Genomic DNA, 22,754 nt, shown 5'->3' on the forward strand with positions numbered 1-22,754 from the left:
CACCAAATTGAACGGCTACTTTTCTGACCGAAGTATCACCTCTTTCATACGCATTTACTATTTTTGAACGCAAATCGATTGAGTACGGTTTCATTGTAGTTCTTGATACACTATTACTTAATGTACCTCACAAACCTCGAAAGTGCTGTATATCTATGAACAAGTTATATTCTAATGATTTCTCAGCTAGCAATTACTATTTTGTAAACATCTACACACTTACCAAGACAAAAAAGATGGAAAACATTAACCAGGCAAAAATGATCGAGCGTTATATTGCTTTGGCTATCGGAATCATTTATTTACTTTTAGGTTTAGCTGGATTTGTACCAGCTTTGGTTTCATTACCAGGAACGAACGAATCTTTTGTTCCACTTGATGAATCTTCTGGTGCTTATTCTGCGGGTTTTGGTTATATCTTTGGTGCAATTCCCACCAACTTTTTGCATAACATTGTACGTTGCGCCGTAGGGTTGTTAGGAATTACTTCTTACAACAATACTACCACCGCGCGTCTATTCAATCGTGGTTTTGCAGTTTCTTATGCCTTGCTGGCGCTCATCGGATTGTTGCCTTTAGGTAAGACATTTTTCGGTTTAATGCCATTGTTCGGCGCTAATGTTTTGCTTAATGCATTAGCAGCGATCGCAGCTGGCTACTATGGCGTTGTTATACCAGCTAAAGTGAGCGGTGTTAATGTATCGCAAAATCTTCAATAGTTGCTGATAGTCTGCGATGTCCAGGTAGGGCCATTGCAACATGGCCCTTCTGGTTTCCAGATCAGCATATCTAAACAGATTTGCCGCATATCCATGTTTTGTGTCCAAGCATGATAGACAACATACTCAGTCTTACCATCTGGCCCAATAACGATAGAGTTATGTCCCGGCCCTCTAACAAAATTAGGAACAGACTTTAGCACCCGTGGCCCGGTTTCGTTACCTGCATCAGAGTAAGGCCCCATCACGTTGTCAGCAACGCCATAATCTACACCGTAGTTCTCAGTTTCCCAGCGTCCACCACTATAAAAGCAGTAGTATTTACCTTCATGCTTACGAACGCAAGGGCCTTCTAAAGTATGCCAATCATAAATTTCACCGTACATTAAACGGTTGGCTAAAAACCGTTGCCAATCGGATCGCGCACGTAAAACCACTTTCCCTTCACCAGCAAGTTTAGTCATGGTTTGGAGGCGGTCTATAAACAACGCTGTACCAACACGCACTCCATCCGATGTATCCCGAAAGTCACGGGCGTAAAACAAATACCATTGTCCATCGTCATCCCGGAATGGGTGTGGATCGATCGCAAAAGGACAAGATTTTGGATCTACAAGTGGCTCACCAACATCTTGATAAGGGCCTAACGGAGTATCGCTTGTAGCCACACGTAACTGATGATTCTTATCTTCATGTCCCACAGAATAGTAGAGATAAAACTGGCGATCGTAGTAAGCAACTTCGGGGGCCCAGAAATTATCGCCAAGGGCGGGATCTGGACGCAGTAGTGCGTTACCAACAAAATCCCAATTCACAAAGTCGAAAGAGCGTAACAGAGGAAAGACACGCGATTTGTTATTGGAGTTAATATTTGGTGCATCCGGTATTTCATCTACCGTTCCTTCTGCTTCTGCTGCGCCAGTGCCGATTGCATAATATACCCCTTCGTGTTGCCAAACAAAAGGATCGGCAAAATAACCTTTGTAGACTGGATTAGTATAGGTTTGCATCTTAATTATCTATGAAATGACAAAAGTCCTTCTTCCACTAGTGGTCTGTCCCATTATTGAGAGATAAGAGAACGAACCGCAAAGGAGAGGCAGCGCGTTGCGGGAGTTCCCCCCGTTGTAGCGACTGCCGTCGCAAAGAGGAGGACACTTCCGTGGGCGGGTTTCCCGACTTGAGGAAAGTGTCCGTCGCAAAGGAAGAAGGAAAGAAGGGAAATTTAAATTTGATTCACCTATCAGACTTAATGCGATAGACGACTAGTATTTAAAATTCACGTAAGTTTCGACTTTGTTCTTAGGTAAGCTTTCTACCAGCTGACACCGTAGGATCTGCTTTAGCTTTTCTGGCAGGCTTTCATAGTAGTCTTTTGGGAGAGTCAAATCTACCTTTGGCGTATGCAACCAATGCATCGCATAGCCCATAACTACCATCGGTCTTGGCTGGTTTGTCCGATTTGGGGAACCCCGATGCAGTGCTAAAGGCGATCGCACCATCAGCTCACCTGGCTGCATATAAAAGGATTCCATCGGAATTTCACCACTAGCAACTTTCTTTAATCCTTCTTCACGCGGTAAGACATGAGTACCGCGTGCCATTTGGAACGGGCCGTTTTCTGCGGTTACTTCCACAAGGGGAAAGTTGACTGCTAGGGCGTAAAGTGGGGTTACTATGCGATCATTAAACAACGGGCGAAAATCCCGATGGATTTCCTGATAATCTGAACCCTGGAATGGGACATCAACTCCCATCTGAACCATCCCGTATTCTTGGAAAAACACGCGATCTAGGATACCCATAATTACTGGATTGGCAAAAATTAACTCATTAGCGAATGGATAAATCCAAGGTAAGGTTAGATAGTAGCGGGAAATTTCACGAGGAGCCAACCCACCTGGTTGATTTTGACGCTCGTGAAATAATTTTTCAAAAGCTTGTGTCCACTCATCAATTAATTTTTGCTCAAAAACACCAGGAATGACACAAATTCCGTCTTGATTCAGTTTTTGAGCAAATCGGTCTAGGTCGGTAGCTGAATATTTCGCTATACCGCCTATACTTTGAACCATCTTTTTTATCCTCTTCAACTTATAACTAGAGTGGTATTAATGACCTCTAGGAGATTTTTTTTATTGCTTGTCGATAGTAGCGCACTATTTTTAAAATTAGTGGCTTATACCAATCCTCTGTAACAATTAATTAAAATTAATTATGATGAATTACTTAACAAACTAAATTTTTTGACACTCCAGGCAATGCAACACTATCGCCTGGCTTTGAAGGCCATTTGACAGTCAGAATCGTGCAGTCAGACTCAGCAACCCACCAATGGGACACACCTGCACACCAAAGAACGTAATCACCTTCACAAGTTAATAAAATTTCTCTATCTTCAAATTGTAGACGAAATTGTCCGTCAATGAGAATTGAAAGTGTAGCAGCTTGGTTATTTACTGCCCATTCAGTTTTACTGTCACCTGCTTTGTGAACAGCCCATTTTACTTCTAGCATTTCCGTGGAACGCGGATCGTTTTCAGGGGTGATAAAGTGACCCATGAACCATCCCCAACGATTTACACCTTCAACGGCTGCGTTTCCATAAACAACTTTAGGCTGCATCACTTAACTCCAAGGAAGGAACCAAAATTTGTCCGGTGTAACCTGCTTGCTTGTATTGTTCAAGAATATGGGTTGCAATACCTTTGTGGCCTGATTTCACCAAAGCGACACTTGCACCGCCAAAACCAGCACCCGTAAGTCTTGCACCATACACTGCTTCTGTTTTCTGCAAAATCTCTACCAATGTATCCAGTGCAGGTACAGACACTTCGTAATCGTCTCTCAAACTGGCGTGGGATGCGTTCATCAATTCGCCAAAGCGCTCAGATGATACTCCCTGCAATACTTCCAAGACGCGGTTATTTTCTGTAATCACATGACGGGCACGCCGCCGGAGAGGTTCGGGTAGTTGTTCTGTTACTTCAACATCAGTAATATCTCGTAGTGCCTTAACTCCGAGCGATCGCGCCGCCTCCTCACACTCAGATCGGCGCTGGTTATAACCACTACTTGCAAGTGTGCGGGGTACACCGCTATCAATAACCAAAATCTCCGCTTTCTCAGGCAAAGGCATCACCCGGCGTTCTAAAGTCCGAGTATCTAAAAATAAGATATGTTCAGTATCAGCCAAGCTAGAAGCCATCTGATCCATGATGCCGCATTGCACGCCAGCATAATGAATTTCTGCTTGCTGGGCGAATTGGGCGATTTCAACATCATCAATGGTCAGCTTCAGAAGTTGGCGTAATGCCCGCAGCGTTGCTACTTCTAAAGCCGCGCTACTAGACAAACCCGAACCCATAGGAACCGATGATGTGACGTACACAGAAAGCGATGGTATTGTGTGTCCTGCTTTTTGCAAAACCTCAATACAGCCAAAGATATAACTGGCGAATCCAGACGGGGTATGATTAATATCTGAAATGCTCACTTGCTCGTTGAGATTTTCCGAGTAAAAGTGATGGTGGCGTAGCCCGCCGTAGGCATCGCTACTAAAACCTAGCTGTACCGTGGTGGATTGAGGAATCGCGGTTGGCAGAACGAAGCCATCGTTATAGTCTGTATGTTCGCCTAGTAAATTTACTCTTCCCGGCGCACTGGCTTGAGTTTCAGGTGGTTTACCGAATACTTGTTGAAAATCCATAATTTTTAATTGTACAAAGGTACAGGGCGTAACCTTCCTTCTACCTCAACATTAGGAAAATTTGAATCAAAAGTCAGATTTTCCAACTTTCCATCCTTGAGAATCACAAAAGTATCTTCAACCTTTGCCCCTGCTAAACTGGGATTCCAAGCAACAGCAATGCCTTCTGTCAAGGTATCAGTAGTAGTTGGATTTGCTACGATTTCTCGCGCTAAATATCCAGTGGTTCCTCCCTGGTGGTGTTCGCGGATGGCATTGGGAAATCCATGCTGCTCATAAGCCTGAGCTAGGGCGTGATAAACTGCATCGAGTGTGGTTCCGGGTTGGCACAAATTCAAAATTACTGCTTCTACTTCACGCACATGGGAATGCAATTCGGCCTGTTCGTCTGAAAGCTTACCAAAACAAACAAATCGAGTCAGATTTGCATACAAACCGTAACCTCTAGCGCAAAACACCAGCATCGCTTGCCGTCCAATCTGTTCTCCCGTGGGTGTAGCATGACGGTATAGCGGTAAACGCCTCTCACCTGCTACCAGTGTCAGCGCCGGATGCAATCCTTTCGCCCATAACGCCTCTGCACCCGCACCCGCTAACTGATATTCTGTCCAAGTTGGCTTGGCGGCTTTGAGTACCTCTGTCATTGCCTGACTAGCTTTTTGCCCAACTTGACGATATCGCTCTAATTCACTTGACATCATTACCCGTTTATGATTTTGCAGAGATGGGGGTAACGGCTTTTCTAAATTGGAGATGGGGCGTTCGCGCTTCGCGTTGTCGCAGACATCGCTAACTACTTTTCCGCCCCCAGTTGCATCACGAACAAAAGACTCACGGGCATCACCATCAGCCCAAGGGTTGATATGCACCTTAAAATTAGCAGGTAGTTCTTCATCTTTAAGACGCTGCGCTTCAATTTCATCTGTCAATACCCAAGCATCTTCAGTAGTTACTAATACTTCTGCTACGCCAGTTTCAGCAGTAAGCAGCACGGTGTTAGAAGCGCCAGCTGTCGCCCAGGCAAACCAGTCTGTACCGCGCAAGCGCACGCCTTGCACTTCGGTTTCACGCAAGGTTTGCCTGATTAACTCTAGTTTTTTGGAGACTTCTTCGTTCATAGAAAAAACACACATAGATATAAATGATTATCAAATTTATTTACGTCTGTCTGCGTCTGTCTGAGGGATTGAACTGACGTTGCTTGGTACAGATTAATAATACTTAATATAATTTAGTGTAAATTACAATTAACTAATGTCAAATTTAATGATGTTATTTTTTAGCAGATTAGTTTAATATTTCTTCGATTATTTTAAATACATCTATAAAATTATAGAAGTCTTCTCGTGTACCGTTAGCACACAACCAATTGCAAAGATTTTTTTTCTCATCTTTGTTTACTTCCCACTTTTCTGGAACAGTGACAGTTGTACCTCTTTCAGTTTTTGTATATTCTGACGTTATATCAATGAAAGCTGGCTTTACTGCTAAGGCCTTTTTTAAGGTTGTAACATCAAAAAGATTTTCAATTCCTTTTTTTATAGGATTTGTATCTAAAAAAAGCATTGTTCTACGAAATACGCTTCCCTTTTATTCTGATTTTTTAGAAATATCACAGTCATAGAGTAAAATTATTTTTTGTGGAGTAATCTCAGCAAGCTTAGTATTAAAATGCTTCCAGACATTATCAATATTTCCATAACCGTCAGAATCTTTGAGATTTAATTTATCTAAAATCTCATTTTTTTCAAGTAAATCAGCCGCTTTTGTTAAGTATTTAATATCGTAATCACCTTCTATAAATAAAATGGGTTTATGTGAGTTTTCGATTTCTGCCTGTATATCTTCATTAATTTTTTTTGTATTTTTAAAATAAGAATATGCTTTTTCAAACTCACTAAATTGCTCTGGGGTAATTTCTATACCTTTTGGTAGCTGGATAATCATAAAACCATCATTTCCTAGTTTTTCCTCCAGTCCAAGTATGAATAGAGGAGAGTGTGAAGTAATAATGAACTGAATTCCTGAGAATAAACTAATAAGTTCTGGGAGAATATTTCTTTGGTGTAATGAATGAAGATGTATGTCAATCTCATCAATAACTACTAATCCACGAATTTTATCAAGGCTTTCAAATACAGTTGAAGTGCATAAATCATAATCACGTAAGATTGTTAAGAAGAGGTTTAGTAGTGCAGTTTCTCCAGTAGAAAGCTGGAATATATTGGGAACTAATAATTTATCATCATTTATCAACGAAACATTTCGGTCATTCTTTCCTCCAATACCAAATCTGAGATTACCTTCTTTTTGAAAAAAATTTTTCAAAATTAACAAAATTGAGTTATATATATATTTGTACTATCGCCTTTGTATCCTGTAATGACATTCCATATGGATGAACCAAGTTGTGTATTTACTATTTGAGGAGTTATTTGAATTTCTAAGACACTTCTATCAAATATGAGATCAAACAACCAATTTTGATTATTTTTGAGTGGCGCGTAGTTAATGATTTGTCGGTTTAAAAAGCCTTTTACTTGTTTAATATGTGAAAAACTTGCTTTAGCATTTAAATTATCCCAATTCAGCCATGCAGGTTCTTCAAACCTGTTAGGCGGAAAGTAAAGGAGGCTATTTCTATTATATGTATATTCTAATTTTTCTCTTTGGATGTTAAAGTTTCTAAAGAAAAAACTATTATCATTTTCAGGTATTTGATTCCACTCTTTATAAATTGATGTTATTCCATCTTGAGCTTCAATTTCTTTCCTTGCTCGATTAAGTTGCCATTCAAAGTAAGTTAACTCTTCTTCAAACTCTATTTTGCCGAAAGAATATGTTGAGCCAATTTTAATATAATGCGGACTTCGATACTTATAAACTTTACCTTTTTGCACTTCAGAATTATCAAAAATTTCTTGTTGAGCAGCTATAATAGCATTAACAATATAGGAAATAAAAATACTTTTTCCTGAGCCCTTTTCACCTACAATAATGACAGGCTTGGGTTGAGAACTTTCATTGAAGGGTAAATCAATATCTAAATAGTTTATAGGGCCTACATTTTCAAGTAAAACTTTTTTTAAATACATATTATTTTTCTTATAAATTGTATTTATACTGAATTTTGAGGTTAACACATATTTTGGCGGCTTGTAGAGGTATTGCAGATCGCCAGTAAAACGTAGGTAAAAAAAAATCGCAGGTTGGTGTAAACAGTCGCAACTCAACAACAATTTCGATAATGTTGGATTTTCTACCGTCAAACCAATCTGCGTAGATTTTGATTTTGGTTTTTTTCTGAAAAATAAGCGCATTTCGTAACGTATGCGCTTGTTTTGGTTTGCCAATTTCCCCTTTATGCAGAAATTGGCATTTGCAGATTGACATTCACTGCCTGTAACTCTTTAGCTTTCTCCTCCGGTAAAGCATCATTGGCAAACATCCCTGCTGCGAGTTCGGTTCCCGCCAGATACTTTAGCCTTTCGCTTGTCCGATATGGTGGAAAAAACTCGGCGTGTAAATGCGCTTCTGGATGCGCTAAACCGTCAGTTGGTGCTTGGAACCAAGCCATCAAGTAAGGAAAGGGACGATTCCACAAACCGTCATACTTGAGAGTGACAGTTTTTAACGCTTTAGCAAGTCCCCAACGTTGCTCTGGCGTAAGATCCATAAAAGTGCCAACTGGCTCTTTAGGAGCAATCCAAACTTCATAGGGGTAACGAGCGCATACCGGGACAAATGCGATCGCATACTCATCTTGATAAATAATCCGTTGATTGTCTGCAATCTCTTTCTGAATCAAGTCTTGCAGTAAACCCCGCCGATGTTTTTCATAATACTCCTGCTGCATTGACAGCATCCGCGCTGGCACAGGCGGTATAAAAGGATAGGCGTAAATTTGCCCGTGGGGATGGTGCAAAGTTACGCCCACCTCTATACCCTTATTTTCAAAAGGCAGCACATACTGAATTTGGGGATTTGCTCCTAATACGCGGGTGCGATCGCCCCACACTTCTAAGAGCAAATCAAGGTGTTCCAATTTCAGAGAACTAAGGGAAGCTTGGGCATTTTGAGTAAAAACCACAACTTCACACGCCCCATTAGCTGGCAATGTTTCCACAATACACTCTGGTGGGTCGTGTGCCGTTTGAGCCATTGAGGGAAAGCGATTATCAAACACCGCCACATCATACTTACCTGGGGGTAGTTCTGTAGGAAACTCCGGTTTCGTAGTGGGTGCAAGGGGGTTATATTCCGGGGGCGGCATGAAAGTCCGCCCTTGACGGTGAGAAGCGTAAGCAACCCATTCGCCGCGTAAAGGATGCCAGCGCAGGTGGGGATTTGCCTGCACTGGTTCATTACTAGGGCTAGTGGCGATGATATTCTCAGCAATCGGGTATCGACTGTATAAGGTCAGTGGGCGACCATCCGGCTTTAACAGCTTGTGGGAGTACATAATCCTTGTCCTGAAAGGGTCGCAGCGCGGATCGCCTCAACGGGAAATTTAGGCGTGCGATCGGCGTATAATAAACCGTTAGCTTCTTGGAAAGTATCTGTAAATTGCGTGTAGCAAAATCCGCTAAACAACTCGATATCATTAATCGTTTCGAGCAGAGTAGCGTATTTCATTTCTAGCTCGGAAATATTGGAGGAACGCTCATATCCCCAAGCTTTATCTGCATCGGGGGTATCAACAGGGGCATAGGCTATGCCACCAAACTCAGTCAGCATCACTGGCTGTCCCTGATGCGGAAAGTTATCCAGTGTCAGGATGCGCCCTCCAGGACGCTTCCGGTCAAACAAATCTGATAGCTTGACTTCTGGTCCATAGCGATGACCTAATCGTTGTGGGTGCGTGTCGTAGTCATGAATAGCCAGAATATCTGTATCTGTACTTTCCCAGCCATCGTTGGCAATCACTGGGCGGCTCGGATCGAGAGTTTTAGTTAGGTGAAACATTGCCAAGACGTAGTTTCGGTGAGCCGCAGTCTCAACCAAATTCGGAACTCCCCAGGATTCATTAAACGTTACCCAAGCTACGATACAGGGGTGGCTGATATCTCGCTTAATCACCTCAGCCCACTCTCGCGTTGTGCGTTCCACTGCTTTAGGCGTGAAACGATATGCACTGGGCATCTCCTCCCATACTAACAACCCCAGCACATCTGCCCAATATAAAAATCGCGGGTCTTCAATTTTCTGGTGCTTACGGACTCCGTTAAAACCCATTGCTTTAGCGAGTTCGACATCACGCCGCAATGCCCCATCGTCCGGTGCTGTCATTAGCGAATCCGGCCAGTAGCCTTGATCCAGAACTAAGCGCAAATAATAAGGACGACCGTTGAGCATAAAGCGATCGCGCTGTATTCCCACAGTCCGCATTGCTGTGTAGGATTTTGCTTCATCCAATAGTTCATTGTTATGCCAAAGTTCAATGTGGGCATCCATTATGGTTGGCTTTTCTGGACTCCACAGCAATTCATTGCGGTAGTCGTCGATACCTGGATCGGAAAGGGAGATGCGACGGCCAATTTCTCCGTTAAACACTTCATAGGTATCGTTTGCGAGCACGGTATTGCCAATGCTCAGTTTTACCTTGATTTGGATACCAGCAGGTGCATCACCTGCGATCGCAGCATAACAACCAACTTCCCACCGCTCAAAATCGGGACTCCACCGGATGTGATCGATGTAAGTTCTACCCACACGCTCAATCCAGACTGTTTGCCAAATACCACTGGTGCGAGGATACCAAATACTGTGCGGCTCCAATTGCCAATCCTGCTTTCCTCTAGGCTTGGCAAGGTCACACGGATCATCCTGGGCCCAGACTGTTACTTTAGTTATGCCAGTGTCATTCAAAACTGCGGTAATATCCAGCGTGAAAGGAGTATGTCCCCCTTCATGCTCTACCATGTATTGACCATTGACCCATACACGGGCGCGATAATCCACAGCCCCAAAGTGCAGTAATAATCTGCCGTCACCTTCAGGCGTTTCAAATTCTCGCTCATACCAGCAGTTTGGATGAAAACCTGTATCACCAATACCACTTTTGGTAGATTCGGGAGCAAAGGGAACTTGTATATGATGACTCCACCCCTGGATATCGCCTGGTTGAACACATCGCCCTTCATGGTCAAATGCGAACTTCCACAGACCGTTTAAATTTAGCCAGTGCGATCGCTTTAACAATGGTCGGGGGTGTGTTGCTGTTAAGTCCACAAAGTTATTATCAGTTTTAGAGGCTAATTTTACCTCAGGGTTGTTTATATCTAACAATTTCATCAAATTTCCTCCCTATCCATAACTCAATCAACCCCTGCTATAGATTAAATCCAGACCCAAATATTGGATTGCGGTATATAGCACGAGTTTTGACCCGATCATTTATTGCTCGGTTCGAGCTAGTAACATTATATTTTTTCGTAGCCAATGCTGATACCTTCCCCACTTACGTGTTGAAGTATAGCAATAAGTTTATATACCCCTAGCTCGTGACATTATGGCATATACATTACTAATCTTTGCCAGGTTATCTAAAAAAAAAGCATTAAATTTAGGTGGCTAATAACTATTATAAATCTGCCACACAATAAAGTGGTTGTCATGAAAATTTTATTTATATAAATTGTTTAAGTAAATGTTTCAAAATCATTTATTAGTCAATAAGCATTAGCAAACAAAAGAAAAATCACTAAAATCAGGTTATATAAGGGAATAACGGAACCATCCATGAACCTATCCCACTAATAACATTTTGTTAATCCAGATATGGATTGTAGCAAGGTCAATGAATGCGTCGAAGTAAACCTTTTGACGTTCCCATATTCCGACGAGACAGCGATATTTGCGCTGATACCAAGCAAAACACCGCTCTTGCTGAAATCTAGGAACAGAGATTTTGATCGGTCTTCCTCTACTTTGCCAGTGCAAGTGCAACTGATTTGCATAAATGCTTGGTGACATCAATTAAGCCTGCGAATGATTAATTAATAACGATGTAAACCACCAGATTAAGGTGCTAAGACCAACAACAATAATGGTTGTAGTCACTGGATGCTTCTCAGCCTTCACGTAGAGGCTACCCGATCGAATCCAGCCTTGGTGAGTCCCCCGCTCATGCATCTGACTTTTCCCGTTAAGTCTCGAAAAGCTTGCTAAATAAGGATTTAAGAAATAGCACAGCATATACGGTACAGTAGTTAAAATCGGGTGCTAAAGGTAACAACAATGCTGGACTGGTGGGAGAAAAATTTTGCGACCTGTGAGTTAGGCGATAAGCCTGACGGCATGGCTACGCTTACCGCCGATTAAATGAGCGGGCTTTTGTCTTTAGGCTATGCTCTAAGCCTTGGATTCGGTAAAGCATTCTCAGAAATCTTCAGCAATGGAACAGTACTCAAGAGAGCTTACGAGTTTTGGCCAACCCAAAAGTGGAATTTTCAAAGCTGATAGAACCGCACTGTCAAATGACGGCGGAAACTGTTGCAGAATGCGACGTAGTGCTGTGTGTCGGAGACACAACTTTCCTTGATTATGGCAGTATTGTGGCTAAAACAGAAGGTTATGGTCCGATTGGTAAGGGAGGTCGTCACCTGTGGGGGTATTTTAATTCCTCACATTCCAGATGTCTATGGTATATCTACACTACATCGCTTAGAGCCTGAACCTGGACGACGCTTACCGACAGAACATCTCGTCACAATAGATATAGAAAGCCGTTTAACTAAATGTGTACAGAATTCTCATATATCTATAGTTTCTTGGCATCATCAAGCAGTAGATAAAGTACCATCTTCTTGGCGGATTGTTGGTCATGCTCCAGATGATGGGGTCATTGAAGCTGTGGAGCATGAACATCATCCTTGGGCAATTGGTGTGCAATGGCATCCTGAGCTTTCAATTTCTGATCCTAGTAATCAAAAAATTTTTCAAGCTTTCGTTCAGGCTGCACATACTCAACAAAGCTAACTCAGGATTTAAAGTTTTATCGGCATTATTTTTCATAATTCATCATATTGGTTTAGCAGCGAGCGATCGCAGGTATTGCATCAAGGACAATCACCTGTTCCATCCCAAGACCTTCATTCACTGTTCAATAGCTTTAAAATCTGTAGCGCTTATCCCGCACAGCTTAGAGCTTTTCTTAGTGCCATTCACCTATAACCCGACACATCAATGGTTCTACTTCCCTCAAATGCAACCAAATGAGGCACTGTTGATTAAGTGCTTTGACTCCGCAGAAGACGGACGAGCCAGGTTTGCTGCTCATACTGGGTTTGATGACCCAACAAGCCCACCAGATGCCCCAACTAGAGAAAGTATTGAGTTGCGGACGCTGGTTTTCTATCCTGGATAAATTAGGAATAACAATTCAAAAAATCTTTTGTCAATAAGACAGGTATAAAAAATCTTGAAAACAAGTACCGTCACTCCGAAGAAAATTCCCAAAAAAAGCAATTCGATAGTTGCTGGTTCAACAACACCATACAGGTAAAAATTTTTTCGTTGCCATCCAACAATACCTTCGGGTTTAACCCCTTTGAGGGTAATTGTGCGACCAGTTATAGTTTTAAGCCCAAAGCGACTCTCATCATGGAGAACTGGTATGAGTCGGGTAGGTCGGAGGTATCGCTACCCCATTCTCTCCTAAGAACCGTATGTAGAGCGTGTTATGCACTTTTGGGGTTCGCTAGAGTAGAGATATGGAAAGAGAAGGATACCCAACTACAGCTACATCCCAGAATGGATTTGTTGATGACAGTAGAGACGAACTAATTGCATTTTTGAATAGTTATCTTTACTACATATACGATTTTTAAGTTTTGTAATGTTTGTAAATTTCTTCACTTTTGTACAGGCTTTGTCCACGAATTAGGCAAGTGTGACCTTGTTTTGAGGCAATCTTTTGAATACTTTTAGAATAGTTCAAGGTTTTATCCTTTAATAACAATGTTTAATAGTTGATAAAGTCGTTCATTTTTATCTGTAGAGAAAGTTGTTCCTAGTTGATTTACTGACTGAGTATGCATTGCTATCTTTTTCCGAATATCAGATATAATTTGAGGTGACACCTTCAATTCGGAAAGAAAATTGAAGAATTTGACGTTCCTGTTTTATCAAAACTAGGGGGTGTTTGCTGCAATAAATAGTTTGCCAGACTATGAATGCTAGGGTACGTGAATAAATCTACAATCTTCAGGAAAGGATAATCTGAAGATAATAAGTGATGAACCTGCACTACTAAGAGTGAATGACCGCCAACTTCAAAAAAGCTATCGTGGATGCTAATTTCTTGACGATTGAAGACCTGTCGCCAAGCAGCAGCAATTTTCTCTTCTGCTTGATTGCAGGGAGGAGCATAAGGTACGGCAGATGATGGAATCATGGAGACGGGTAATGCTTTTTGATCGATCTTGCCATTAGGGGTGTGTGGAAATTGTTCTAGGGTGACAAAAGCACTGGGGATCATATAGCCTGGAAGTCTTTCTTTCAAATAGTTGCGTAGATCCGAGATTTGACAATCGCCAAATTAGGGTGTCAAGTAGGCGACCAATCCTGAGCTACCATTCTCTTCTGCCCGTGCCACTACCACAGCGTTCTGGACATTAGGATATTGACCTAGCACTGATTCAATTTCTCCCAACTCAATGCGGAAGCCACGAATCTTTACCTGATAATCAACACGTCCTAAAAACTCAATATTGCCATCGCTCAAGTAGCGAGTCATATCTCCTGTTTTGTAAAGGCGGGTGCATAATTCATTGCTGAAGCTGAAATGATTACGGATGAATTTCTGCTCGGTCAACTCTGGTTGATTGAGATAGCTGCGAGTCAGACCAATACCACTAATATACAGTTCGCCTGGAACTCCGATAGGAACTGGCTGGAGATTTCGGTCTAAAATGTAAATTTTTGTATTAGCAAACGGTCGTCCAATCGGTACTAGTCCATCAACAGACAACTTAATTGAAGCATTTTCAAAATATGAACTGTCAATGGTCGCTTCACTCACCCCATAAGAATTGATCAAACGAGTCTGGGCACCTAAAAAATGTTGAAATTGTCGATACTCCTGTACATACCAACTATCTGAACCTACGATCAACAACTTCATGAAGCTCAGGTGTAGAAGTATAAAAAAGTTGTACAATTTTGCAGTTTGTAACCCCTATATTAGCGTTGGCATTCACGCGACTTATAAAAATAAAGTTGTACAATTTTCCTAAAATTCGTCATATTGATAAATAAAAAAGTTGTACAATATCTCAAAAGCAAGCCTTGTAAGGGTTTGGAACTATTTACTACAAGATTCAATGGCGATCGCATTCCAAGTACAAAGCTGAATCAACAGCTTGAGTTTCGAGGGATGCGATCGCACTCTATTTCACTTTACCTGTAGCCACTAGCATGGAGCAATCGCTTAAATCAGCCCTCAATTAAGCAACGCCATTTTCTAGGCAACATCAAGCTACCACAGCTAAAAACAGTAAATATACTAGCTACTAACCAGCCTAGTGTCTCTTATGGTCATAAGGAGCAATGTTCTACCACAAAACATTAGTGTCTACATTGCCACCAACATCTGCCAAAAAGGAAGACACCGCAACATGCTTAGACTTGAGGATCTGACAAAAGGCACACAAGTACAAGGTATTCTGCCAAATAGTATTGTCACCATCGTCGATGCTCAGTGGCATGGTTCTGATGTTGTGGAATTAACATACAAAGATGCTAGCGGCACGTTAGGGAATGAGTTAGTCTTTCGAGACAGAGAACCTACCCTGGAAATAATCACCTCTGGTGGTGCTTGGAGTTTCACTGCTGATGGGGCTAATTTTCGTCTGGCATCAGAAGCGCACCGCATCCGTCTAGCTTATCTCTTCGACCCCTTGCTAGCTGTTCACACCTCTCTAGTAGAACCTTTACCACACCAAATAACCGCAGTTTATGGGGAAATGTTGACTCGACAACCTCTGCGTTTTCTCTTAGCAGATGATCCAGGTGCAGGTAAAACTATTATGGCGGGGTTGCTGATGCGGGAATTGCTCATCCGAGGTGATTTGCATCGTTGCCTTGTGATTTGTCCCGGCAGTTTAGCCCCACAATGGCAAGATGAATTGTCGCAAAAGTTTCATTTACGCTTTGAAATTCTCACCAACGATCGCATTGAATCAGCAGTAACTGGAAATGCTTTTGCTGAAATGCCGTTGGTGATTGTGCGACTGGACAAACTCAGCCGTAATCAAGATTTACAAGCAAAACTAGCGCAGACAGACTGGGATTTAGTTGTTTGTGACGAAGCTCATAAAATGTCAGCTTCATTTTTTGGTGGTGAAATTAAAGAGACGAAACGCTACAAACTTGGTAAGTTACTCTCGACTTTGACTAGGCATTTTTTATTAATGTCAGCGACACCACATAACGGCAAAGAGGAAGACTTCCAGTTGTTTATGGCGTTATTGGATGGAGACAGATTTGAAGGGCGCTTCCGCGATGGTGTTCACGTAGCCGATACTTCCGACTTGATGCGGCGATTGGTTAAAGAAGATTTGCTGAAATTTGATGGAAAACCGCTATTTCCTGAACGCCAAGCTAGCACTATAGAATATGAACTATCGGATTTAGAAGCGGTACTTTATAAGCGAGTCACTGAGTACGTCCGCGAGGAATTTAATCGTGCCGATGCTTTAGAAAATGAAGGGCGCAAAGGTAATGTTGGCTTTGCTTTGACTATTTTGCAACGTCGGCTTGCTTCTTCCCCAGAAGCTATATATCAATCGCTGCTACGCCGCCGGGAAAGGTTGCAAAAACGGCTGAGGGAAGAAGAAGCTTTGAGGCGAGGAAGTAACGTAATCATTGAATTTAGGCAGATTCTGGATCTAGAAGACTTAGAAGATGATTTAGAGGATATTCCTGGTGAAGAACGAGAAGCAACAGAACAGGAAGTTGTTGACCTAGCTACAGCATCACGGACGATCGCAGAATTACAAACAGAAATTAAGCTTTTAGAAGAATTAGAGCAACTGGCATTGCGGGTGCGACGTAGTGGTAAAGATAAAAAATGGGAAGAACTCTCTAATCTGTTGCAAAATGATGCCGAAATGTTCAATGCCCAAGGACATCGGCGCAAACTCTTGATTTTTACCGAGTACCGGGACACATTAAATTATTTGACAGATCGGATTCGCACGCTACTAGGGCGTAATGAAGCTGTGGTAAATATACATGGCGCAATGGGACGCGAAGAACGCCGCAAAATGCAGGAGGCGTTTACCCAAGATATCGAAGTACAAGTCTTAATAGCTACGGATGCTGCGGGTGAAGGGATTAACTTGCAAAGGGCGCACCTCATGGTTAATTACGATTTACCTTGGAATCCTAACCGCCTAGAACAGCGTTTCGGGCGAATTCACAGGATTGGCCAGACGGAGGTCTGTCACTTATGGAATTTAGTGGCAAAAGGCACTCGTGAAGGCGATGTCTATTTGGCGTTATTGAAAAAGATAGAGGCAGAGCAGAAGGCACTGGGGGGTCAAGTATTTGATGTATTGGGGAAAGCGATCGCAGGGACAGAATTACGAGAGTTATTGATTGAAGCAATTCGCTATGGCGATCAACCAGAGGTGCGAGACAGACTCAACCAAATCGTACATGATAAACTCGACCAACAGCGACTACGCGAACTTTTAGAAGAAAGGGCTTTGGCACGGGATTCGATGGATATCGCCAAAGTGCAGCAAATTCGGGAAGAAATGGAAAGGGCAGAAGCGCGACGGTTGCAACCTCATTTTATTGCTTCTTTCTTCCTAGAAGCATTTACCCAATTAGGTGGAACATTGCGTCAACGAGAACCCCAGCGTTACGAAATCAGTCATGTTCCGGCAGTTATTCGCAATCGAGGGCGGCAAATTGGTGTAGGAGAACCGTTGTTGCTACGTTACGAACGTGTCTGCTTTGAAAAAGATTTGATCAGCGTTTCTCTTAAACCTCTAGCTGCCTTCATCTGTTCTGGACATTCTCTACTGGATGCCACAATTGATCTGACTTTGGAACGACACCGGGATTTGTTGAAACAAGGGACTATCTTAGTCGATGAAAATGATTCCAGCGAAGGAACCCGCGCCTTAGTTTATCTAGAACATTCCATACAAGACGCGCGGACAAATCTAAATGGCTCTAGGCGTTTAGTATCGCGGCGGATGCAATATGTAGAAATCAATCCAGAAGGTAATATTTACAATGCAGGTTACGCACCTTACCTCAATTACCGTCCGCTAACAGACGAGGAAAAGGGTGTTGTGGAAAAAGTTTTAGAAGAATCTTGGTTACGAGAAGATTTAGAAGCAAAAGCTAAGAGTTATGCGATCGCTCACCTTGTTCCCCAACATCTTCAAGAACTCAAGCAGCGCAAAGAGGAACTAATTGCTAAAACGATGACAGCAGTGAAAGATAGATTAACTAAGGAGATTAATTACTGGGATCATCGGGCAGAAGAACTGAAAATGCAAGAGGAAGCTGGCAAGCCTAATGCCAAAATTAACTCAGGTAAAGCACGTCAGCGAGCGGATGATTTACAAGCACGGTTAATGCAGCGCTTGGAGGAATTAGAGCAAGAACGTAGATTATCGCCATTACCGCCTGTAGTAGTTGGGGGTGCGTTGGTAGTTTCAGTAGGCTTGCTGCAACGAATGCAAGGCAAACAAAAGGCAACAACAGCGATGTTTGCTAGAGAGACGGAACGAGTAGAACAGGCAGCAATGACGGCTGTGATGGAAGTAGAACGCAATTTAGGGTACGAACCAACTGATGTGAGTATCCAGAAGTGCGGCTATGATATTGAGTCACGCATCCCTAAAACAGGGCAGTTGCGGTTTATTGAAGTCAAGGGAAGAATTGCAACTGGACAGACAGTGACAGTAACTAAGAATGAAATTATCACTGCCTTAAATAAGCCTGAGAACTTTATTTTGGCACTGGTGAAAGTGCCTCCGGCAGATGTAATCGATAGTAATTGTTCAATTCGCTATGTGCAGCAACCGTTTCATAAAGAGCCAGATTTCGCAGTCACGAGTGTAAATTACAATTTACAAGAATTGTGGCAGATGGGGACAGCACCGCAATAATTGGAGATTTTAGAGAATTGATCTGCGATCGCAATTTTGTAAGAGTAATCGCTCTTAAGTCTGCCTACTTTATTGGATAGCTAGTTATCCAAGTAAAAAGGGATGCTTTTAGTGAGAGCAATCACAGGACTAAACTAACTCCTTAGCAGAAATCCTCAGAGGCTCGACTTTATGCGATCGCTTTCCTTTGGGTGCTACAAAGCGAATCTCGACATCGTAACCTGCACTCCTAGCAAGTTTTGCTAGGGTTTCAATTTTAGGAACCTGTTTCCCAGATTCAATCCGAGCTAGCTGTGGCTGTTTAATGCCAACCAACTTAGCAAAATCCCGTTGGTTTAAGCCGCTAGCCTTCCTTAAAGCAATAACTTGTTTTGCACACTGGAATTCAGATTCCAAGGCATCGTATTCAGCCTTTACGTCTGGATCTGCTAAAACCTCATCACGGATAGAATCCCAAGAAATTGTGTTAGAAGTCATCGTTTTTTACCCTTCTTGGACTTATTACCTTCTGGAGAAGAAGCTTTCTCCTGCTGATTTTTCTCTTGATTCACAAACTCTTTCATCCGTTGTTTAGCTAAGTCCAACTCTTTTTTAGGTAGCTTTGGACTTTTCTTTTGAAAGCCGTGAAGTAATATGAATCGCTTGCCAGTGTAGGCAAAGTAGATTAAACGATAAGTATTTGTGTTTTGTTCTGCTCGAATTTCATAAAGCTTGTCTTCAACGTGCTTAACATGAGGCTCTCCTACAGATGTGCCTTGCTCCTGCAAGAGGTCAAAAATACGACCTAATCTAGCCTTGACCTTTGCCTCCTGTTCATCAAACCAATCTTTCGCTGGGGATTGACCGTCAGCAGATTGATAAAATTCTATTTTCCACTCGCTCACTTACTAATGCACTATTCTGATAACGTTAATGTTATCAGAAATCTTCGCTATGTTCAACGTCTTGTACCTGTTAAAGCGGAAAAGTTTTCCATAACCTTACGATAGAGCCACTGTCTTGAACGTAGCTCTCGATTTTCGGCTTGTCAGATTTTGGTTTTAGGAGTCCTAGCAACAAAGACGGAATTCTCAAAAAACTTTATATTTTTTTTGATATTTTACGTATTTTAACTTAGATACATCTACGATTTATGAAAACTATAATTACCGGATGAAGCTCTGTAACTAAGTTAAGCAAGCAACAACCAACAAAGGTTAATTAGCCCAATAAATTCTTTGATGCAATGATTCCGTAAGTCCACTCATTCGGAATATTTTGCGCTGCTTGCTGGTAGAAATACAGACTTCAATTATACAAGTCTGGCAAAATGAATGACCTACCGCAAGAAGCTAATCGAAGTAGCATTACCACTGGAAGCGATTAATCAAGAATCTGCTAGAGAAAAATCAATTAGGCATGGACACCCTTCTACGCTACATTTGTGGTGGGCGCGGCGACCGCTAGCAACTTGTCGGGCAGTTTTGTTTTCGTCTTTGGTAGATGATCCCTCAAGTCATCCTGATAAATTTCCCACAAAAGAGGCGCAGGATACAGAGAGAAAACGCCTGTTTGAAATTATCGAGCAATTGGTGAAGTGGGAAAATATCAATAATCAGGAAGTTTTAGACGCAGCTAAAGCAGAAATTCTCAAATCAACAAATAATAATCCACCGCCTGTCCTAGACCCTTTTTGCGGTGGGGGTTCCATACCTTTGGAAGCTCAAAGATTGGGGTTAGAAGCGCACGGCAGTGATATTAATCCGGTGGCGGTTTTGATTACTAAGGCTTTAATTGAAATTCCGCCGAAGTTTGCAAATCAGCCTCCAGTTAACCCTGAATCTCAAAAAAAATCTTTGAAGACACAAAAATGGTTTGGGGCGCAGGGTTTAGCTGAAGATGTGCGTTATTACGGGCAATGGATGCGAGATGAGGCTTTTAAGAGAATAGGGCATCTTTATCCGAAGGTGAATTTACCGCAGGAGTATGGTGGTGGGGAGGCAACTGTTATTGCTTGGTTGTGGGCAAGAACAGTCAAATGTCCTAACCCTGCTTGTGGTGCAATAATGCCGTTAGTGCGATCGTTTGCACTTTCGACTAAGAAGGGAAAAGAAGCTTGGGTTGAACCTATTGTTGATAACACCCAGCAACCGCGTGTTTTACATTTTCAGGTAAAGACTGGCAAAGGTAAGCCACCAGAAGGAACAGTTAGTCGTAAAGGTGCAGTATGCGTTTGTTGTAGTACACCTGTGCCTTTGGACTACATCCGCAGTGAAGGGAAAGCAGAACAGATGGATGCAAAGTTAATGGCTGTTGTGGTAGAAGCCAAGCGTGGGCGGGTGTATTTGTCACCCAATCAAGAATATGAGGAAATTGCAACACAAGCACAACCTGAGTGGAAACCTGAAGCTGAACTACCTCATAATCCAAGAGACTTTAAAACGCCTAATTATGGAATGCGAACCTTTGCTGATTTATTTACCCTACGCCAGCTTGTAGCGCTAACCACTTTCAGTGACTTGGTAAAGGAAGCACGAGAAAAAATACTTGCTGACGCTGTAACCAATGGAATACTTGATGATAGTCTTCCGCTTTGCGAGGAAGGATCAGGGGCAACGGGTTATGCTGATGCAGTAGCGACCTATTTAGCTTTTGGAGTAAGCAAGTTAAGTGACTACAACAGCTCCCTGGTAATTTGGAGTCCGAGTAGAGATCAAGCTAAGTCTACTTTTGCTAGACAAGCCCTTCCTATGGTGTGGGATTTTACGGAAGTTAACCCACTAGCTGGCGCTGCTGGAGATTTCACAGTAAGTCTCAGAGGAATTGTTGAAGTACTGGAAAAGAGTGTCCCTGCATCAATTAGTGGTTATAGTTGTCAAGCTGATGCAACTACAGATAGTGGCAATGGTATTCCCTATATTTTGATTTCTACAGATCCACCTTATTTTGACTCAATTGGATATTCAGACTTGTCAGACTTTTTCTATATATGGTTACGTCGTTCTTTAAACCCTATTTACCCTCAATTATTTGATACTCTACTTACGCCCAAAGCTCAAGAACTGGTTGCTACCCCTTACCGTTTCGGTGGTAGCAGAAAGAAAGCTGAAATATTTTTTCAGGAAGGGTTAAGAAAAGCTTTTGCACGAATAGGTAATGCAACTGTTCCTGATTATCCATTTAGCGTCTATTACGCTGTGAAACAGAATGAAGAAGATGAGGAACATGAGAACGGGGTTACAGCAGTTGCTTCTACTGGTTGGGAAACTATGCTTGAAGGTTTAATTCAAGCAGGCTTTTCTATTAATGGTACTTGGCCAATGCGGACAGAACGTAGTGTGCGTAGTGTAGCTATTGGTAGCAATGCCCTTGCTTCCTCTATCGTCCTCGTCTGCCGTCCCCGCCCAGAAACCGCCCCATCCACCACCCGCCGACAATTCGTCAACATTCTCAAACGCGAACTCCCTGATGCTCTGCAAAAACTGCAACAAGGCAACATAGCCCCAGTAGACTTAGCACAAGCCAGCATTGGCCCTGGTATGGCATATTTACTCCCGCTACAGCAAAGTCATAGAATCAGACGGGAAAGAAATGCCTGTGCGTACCGCCTTGCAATTAATTAACCAAACCCTAGACGAATTCCTCGCTGAACAAGAAGGCGAATTTGACGCTGAAACCCGCTTTGCTCTGATTTGGTATGAACAGCACACCTTTACTGAAGGTTTATTTGGCGATGCTGAAACCCTCTCCAAAGCAAAGAATACAGCAGTACACGGCTTGGTAGACGCTGGTATCCTCACTGCCAAGGCGGGTAAAGTGCGACTATTGCGCCGCGATGAATTATCCAAAAATTGGAATCCCCAAACCGATAACCGCCTCACGGTCTGGGAAGCCACACAGCACATGATTCGGGAATTGCAAGACGGTGCGGGAAATCAAGGTGCTGCAAATTTACTCTCTCAACTGGGAACCATAGGAGAAGCAGTAAGGGAATTAGCTTATCGGCTGTATAACATTTGCGACAGAAAAGGCTGGGCTGCTGAAGGTGTCGCTTACAACAGCTTGGTGATTTCCTGGCCAGAAATTTCTCGACTCGCTGCTGAAACCGATGAATCGACTCCTTTACAAATGGCTTTACTTTAATTACTTTCGACTCTCGTTATTAGCCTCAGCCTATTAACACATTCTGGGTGGCTCTAACGCCCAGAGTAT

General features: G+C 42.4%; 21 protein-coding genes and 1 pseudogene. 7 read left to right on the top strand and 15 right to left on the bottom strand.

From position 1 onward, the window contains the following. Positions 1 to 236 precede the first annotated feature (236 nt). Entirely contained in the window at positions 237 to 719 is a 483-nt protein-coding gene (locus V7L12_RS32275) for a DUF4383 domain-containing protein (protein ID WP_335090656.1), read from the top strand. Here the strand turns inward: V7L12_RS32275 and V7L12_RS32280 are convergent. The 11 genes from V7L12_RS32280 to V7L12_RS32330 all read right to left on the bottom strand — a co-directional run bounded on the left by V7L12_RS32280 (position 713) and on the right by V7L12_RS32330 (position 11,403). Then, positions 713 to 1,729, bottom strand: coding sequence for a glycoside hydrolase family 43 protein (locus tag V7L12_RS32280; RefSeq protein ID WP_335090658.1), 1,017 nt, complete (start codon positions 1,727 to 1,729; stop codon positions 713 to 715). The two genes, V7L12_RS32275 and V7L12_RS32280, sit on opposite strands and share 7 nt — an antisense overlap. Before the next feature lie 255 nt (positions 1,730 to 1,984). Next, positions 1,985 to 2,794 (bottom strand): phytanoyl-CoA dioxygenase family protein, encoded by an 810-nt coding sequence (locus tag V7L12_RS32285; protein WP_335090660.1) that lies wholly within the window; start codon positions 2,792 to 2,794, stop codon positions 1,985 to 1,987. Positions 2,795 to 2,948: 154 nt separating this feature from the next. Beyond that, positions 2,949 to 3,344 (bottom strand): signal peptidase I, encoded by a 396-nt coding sequence (locus V7L12_RS32290; RefSeq protein WP_335090662.1) that lies wholly within the window; start codon positions 3,342 to 3,344, stop codon positions 2,949 to 2,951. Beyond that, the gene (gene galK, locus V7L12_RS32295) at positions 3,334 to 4,428 is read right to left on the bottom strand and encodes a galactokinase (RefSeq protein WP_335090664.1); all 1,095 of its coding nucleotides are present in this window, start codon (positions 4,426 to 4,428) and stop codon (positions 3,334 to 3,336) included. Before galK ends, V7L12_RS32290 begins: the two co-directional genes overlap by 11 nt. A gap of 5 nt (positions 4,429 to 4,433) precedes the next feature. Next, positions 4,434 to 5,546 carry a M24 family metallopeptidase gene (locus tag V7L12_RS32300; protein ID WP_335090666.1) on the bottom strand — a complete coding sequence of 371 codons (1,113 nt, stop codon included), beginning with the start codon at positions 5,544 to 5,546 and terminating at the stop codon, positions 4,434 to 4,436. 169 nt (positions 5,547 to 5,715) lie between these two features. Next, positions 5,716 to 5,994, bottom strand: coding sequence for a hypothetical protein (locus V7L12_RS32305; RefSeq protein ID WP_335090668.1), 279 nt, complete (start codon positions 5,992 to 5,994; stop codon positions 5,716 to 5,718). A gap of 24 nt (positions 5,995 to 6,018) precedes the next feature. Then, positions 6,019 to 6,756, bottom strand: coding sequence for an AAA family ATPase (locus V7L12_RS32310; RefSeq protein WP_335090669.1), 738 nt, complete (start codon positions 6,754 to 6,756; stop codon positions 6,019 to 6,021). 2 nt (positions 6,757 to 6,758) lie between these two features. Further along, on the bottom strand, positions 6,759 to 7,781 hold the full coding sequence (locus V7L12_RS32315) for a hypothetical protein (protein WP_335090671.1): 1,023 nt from the start codon (positions 7,779 to 7,781) through the stop codon (positions 6,759 to 6,761). A gap of 8 nt (positions 7,782 to 7,789) precedes the next feature. Then, complete coding sequence (gene galT / locus V7L12_RS32320) at positions 7,790 to 8,890, bottom strand: galactose-1-phosphate uridylyltransferase (RefSeq protein WP_335090673.1); 1,101 nt, start codon at positions 8,888 to 8,890, stop codon at positions 7,790 to 7,792. Next, positions 8,869 to 10,722 carry a glycoside hydrolase family 2 protein gene (locus V7L12_RS32325; protein ID WP_335090675.1) on the bottom strand — a complete coding sequence of 618 codons (1,854 nt, stop codon included), beginning with the start codon at positions 10,720 to 10,722 and terminating at the stop codon, positions 8,869 to 8,871. The genes galT and V7L12_RS32325 overlap by 22 nt, the downstream gene beginning before the upstream one ends. 453 nt (positions 10,723 to 11,175) lie before the next feature. Beyond that, complete coding sequence (locus tag V7L12_RS32330) at positions 11,176 to 11,403, bottom strand: hypothetical protein (RefSeq protein WP_335090676.1); 228 nt, start codon at positions 11,401 to 11,403, stop codon at positions 11,176 to 11,178. A 348-nt stretch (positions 11,404 to 11,751) separates the two neighbouring features. Here V7L12_RS32330 and V7L12_RS33455 point away from each other — a divergent pair, with 348 nt between their 5' ends. The 3 genes and pseudogenes from V7L12_RS33455 to V7L12_RS32340 all read left to right on the top strand — a co-directional run. Beyond that, on the top strand, positions 11,752 to 11,889 hold the full coding sequence (locus tag V7L12_RS33455; RefSeq protein ID WP_442947943.1) for an IS4/Tn5 family transposase DNA-binding protein: 138 nt from the start codon (positions 11,752 to 11,754) through the stop codon (positions 11,887 to 11,889). A 114-nt stretch (positions 11,890 to 12,003) separates the two neighbouring features. Beyond that, positions 12,004 to 12,408: a gamma-glutamyl-gamma-aminobutyrate hydrolase family protein gene (locus V7L12_RS32335; RefSeq protein ID WP_335090677.1), complete on the top strand. Its 405-nt coding sequence runs from the start codon at positions 12,004 to 12,006 to the stop codon at positions 12,406 to 12,408. A 187-nt stretch (positions 12,409 to 12,595) separates the two neighbouring features. Then, positions 12,596 to 12,796: pseudogene (locus V7L12_RS32340) on the top strand (CmcJ/NvfI family oxidoreductase); the annotation flags it as partial. 717 nt (positions 12,797 to 13,513) lie between these two features. On the opposite strand, the gene V7L12_RS32350 reads toward V7L12_RS32340, so the two are convergent. Next, positions 13,514 to 13,933: a phosphopantetheine-binding protein gene (locus V7L12_RS32350; RefSeq protein WP_335090679.1), complete on the bottom strand. Its 420-nt coding sequence runs from the start codon at positions 13,931 to 13,933 to the stop codon at positions 13,514 to 13,516. A gap of 36 nt (positions 13,934 to 13,969) precedes the next feature. Then, positions 13,970 to 14,554: an AMP-binding protein gene (locus V7L12_RS32355; protein ID WP_335090680.1), complete on the bottom strand. Its 585-nt coding sequence runs from the start codon at positions 14,552 to 14,554 to the stop codon at positions 13,970 to 13,972. A 493-nt stretch (positions 14,555 to 15,047) separates the two neighbouring features. Between V7L12_RS32355 and V7L12_RS32360 the strand changes: the two genes are divergently transcribed. Beyond that, positions 15,048 to 18,563: a helicase-related protein gene (locus V7L12_RS32360; protein WP_335090682.1), complete on the top strand. Its 3,516-nt coding sequence runs from the start codon at positions 15,048 to 15,050 to the stop codon at positions 18,561 to 18,563. Positions 18,564 to 18,692: 129 nt separating this feature from the next. Here the strand turns inward: V7L12_RS32360 and V7L12_RS32365 are convergent, their stop codons facing one another. Then, positions 18,693 to 19,040, bottom strand: a complete 348-nt coding sequence (locus tag V7L12_RS32365; protein WP_335090684.1) for a helix-turn-helix transcriptional regulator — start codon at positions 19,038 to 19,040, stop codon at positions 18,693 to 18,695. Beyond that, positions 19,037 to 19,447, bottom strand: coding sequence for a type II toxin-antitoxin system RelE/ParE family toxin (locus V7L12_RS32370; RefSeq protein ID WP_322637850.1), 411 nt, complete (start codon positions 19,445 to 19,447; stop codon positions 19,037 to 19,039). Before V7L12_RS32370 ends, V7L12_RS32365 begins: the two co-directional genes overlap by 4 nt. Positions 19,448 to 19,876: 429 nt before the next feature. On the opposite strand from V7L12_RS32370, the gene V7L12_RS32375 reads away from it, so the two are divergent. Together V7L12_RS32375 and V7L12_RS32380 are read left to right on the top strand one after the other, a co-directional pair. After that, entirely contained in the window at positions 19,877 to 22,165 is a 2,289-nt protein-coding gene (locus V7L12_RS32375) for a DUF1156 domain-containing protein (protein WP_335090687.1), read from the top strand. Beyond that, positions 22,134 to 22,685, top strand: a complete 552-nt coding sequence (locus V7L12_RS32380) for a hypothetical protein (protein ID WP_335090688.1) — start codon at positions 22,134 to 22,136, stop codon at positions 22,683 to 22,685. Before V7L12_RS32375 ends, V7L12_RS32380 begins: the two co-directional genes overlap by 32 nt. The last annotated feature ends 69 nt before the right edge of the window (positions 22,686 to 22,754 follow it).

Source organism: Nostoc sp., from assembly GCF_036918245.1.
Classification (GTDB): domain Bacteria; phylum Cyanobacteriota; class Cyanobacteriia; order Cyanobacteriales; family Nostocaceae; genus Nostoc.